This window comes from Peribacillus cavernae (assembly GCF_003989135.1).
GTDB lineage: Bacteria > Bacillota > Bacilli > Bacillales > DSM-1321 > Peribacillus > Peribacillus cavernae.
Genome location: NZ_RYZZ01000067.1, coordinates 1 through 1043 on the forward strand (window position 1 = coordinate 1; position 1043 = coordinate 1043).

At 36.6% G+C, this 1043-nt stretch carries 1 protein-coding gene; it reads right to left on the reverse strand.

Annotated elements, in window-relative coordinates:
* Positions 1-270: 270 nt before the first annotated feature.
* Positions 271-1043, reverse strand: a 773-nt coding sequence (locus ELQ35_RS22370; protein ID WP_143253482.1) for a transposase, incomplete at its 5' end; no start/stop codon positions are given.

The window sequence follows — 1043 nt, forward strand, 5'->3', positions numbered from 1 at the left end:
TTGCAACCTAGGCTCGGTCGCTCTGACAGGCACCAAAAATATTTTAAAACTGTGGATTTCTACTTGACGGTTACTGGTGGCTCAATTTTTCCGAAGCAGTGGCTCAAAACGTCCGTGAAGATGGTTCTTTTGGACTGAAATATTCATGTTGTAACTGCTAAACTATAATCAACAGTTTTCCACAAATAAGGGTGGTTCTTACGCAATTTTGGGGAATGGATCGATTCATTGCTTCTAAATTGTTTATTTAATTATTTTGAAATAATTAAATCACCATTGATATAACACCCTATTTTTCAATACTTGGAATCCCGCACGTCCATACATCATCCTTTTAATGGTCTTTAAACGATTCACATGGCCTTCCACTATTCCGTTACTCCACGGTTCTTTAATACTTGAAGAAACAGCTTTCTGATCTTTTTTTATTCCTCGTATAAAGGATTGTATAAAAGAAGAACGGTTATTCTCATATTCATTTATCCATTCCTTTAAGCCATCCAAATCTTTGTTTCTAAAAAGATCGCGAAACGCTGATACTAATTCGTCCAGTTTACTGACTTCTGGATACGTTCCTAATAATTGGTGGTGTAATTTTTCAAAACGACTTTGATGGTCCATATTTTTAAAATCCCAAATAATTTTTAAAATCTTTTGACGAAGATGTAATCTTTCTGTGTTAACATTCTTGTTCTTCCTTTCCTCAGCTATCATTTTATTCAATGTTGAACGAGATCCATTGTAACCACTGGAACGGCAGGCTTTTTCTATTTGATCCCCCGTCTGGTTTTGTTGCAATAGTATACGAATGAATGGATGGAAGCGATCGAAAGATGAGGAACGTTTGTGACTAGGTTTTTGGCTTTGTTCTAAGTCAGCGTATATTGTTCCTCGTGAGAGATGAAGTTGCTTAGCAATCGCTGAAATTGAATACCCTTCTGATTGTAAAGAATGTACTTTTTGGATGCGCATCCACCGTTTCTCTTCATTTTCTACTCGAAAACGCTCGGCTTTTCTAGTGACAGGGCTTTCTTCTTTTTCGG